Genomic DNA, 993 nt, shown 5'->3' on the forward strand with positions numbered 1-993 from the left:
CAAAAGGGAAACACGCTCCACGTTTACGATTTCCTGTGTCTGTTCCTGAAAAATATGAAGAGGAAATCATCGATCTCGTTATGGGAGAACAAGTCGGAGTGAATGCAAAAGGAAAGCCCATTATCAAATATCGACCATATACTGTTGAAATCAAACGCAAAAACGGAGAATATTACATTCATCTCATCTATGAAGAAGAGGTATATGGAAGGGAACTTGCCTATGATGAACCGATTCAAGCGGAACGAATCGCAGGGATGGATATCAATATTGACCGCATCGCTGTAAGCATCGTTTCGAAACAAGGAAATTTTCTTAAATCAAAAGTGTTTTATTGCCATGAACTCGAATATGTGCGGACGAATAAACGAAACAACATCGTTGGAGAAACGGTACGAGATGTGTATGACTGGCTGCTTCAAGAGAATGTCGGGGCAGTGGTCATCGAAAACATTCAACTAAGACAGCAGCACGATACAGACAAACGATTCAATCGCCTCACCCACAATTTCAAAAAGAAAAAATTGACTGACACTATCATCCGTCGGGGCTTACGGCTTGGGTTTCGCATCAAAAAAGTGAATCCGGCATACACCAGCGTCATCGGACGATTCAAGTATATGAAAAAGTATGGGTTATCCGTTCATGAAAGTGCCGCTTTGGTGATTGGCAGGCGGGGATTAGGGTATCATGAACGATTGCCAAAAGAACTTATTGACACCATAAAAACGAAAGTGAAACGCCATTTGATTGCCGTGTTAGGGTCGATGGAAGAATCCTACAAGCAATCGAAAAGCGGAACGAAACAACGCCAATATATTGCGATGATGTTACACAAAATCGAGAATTTCAAACAAGAGCATGAATGGTCATTATGGAACATATTGCACAAATGTTGTTGGCTGAACCAGTACCAAATTCAACGGTAGCGTCAAAAGTTCTATGAAAACTCCACACAGATCATCCCATTGAGCATCGTGGGGCATGCGGAGG

The 993-nt window shown here is 42.0% G+C and carries 1 protein-coding gene; it reads left to right on the forward strand.

The features are described from left to right. Positions 1–929: IS200/IS605 family accessory protein TnpB-related protein (locus DCC82_RS18090; protein ID WP_233252958.1), on the forward strand; the 929-nt coding region annotated here is incomplete at its 5' end. Between the last annotated feature and the right edge of the window lie 64 nt (positions 930–993).

The organism is Geobacillus sp. LYN3 (genome assembly GCF_003064505.1).
GTDB classification, from domain to species: Bacteria; Bacillota; Bacilli; order Bacillales; family Anoxybacillaceae; genus Parageobacillus_B; species Parageobacillus_B toebii.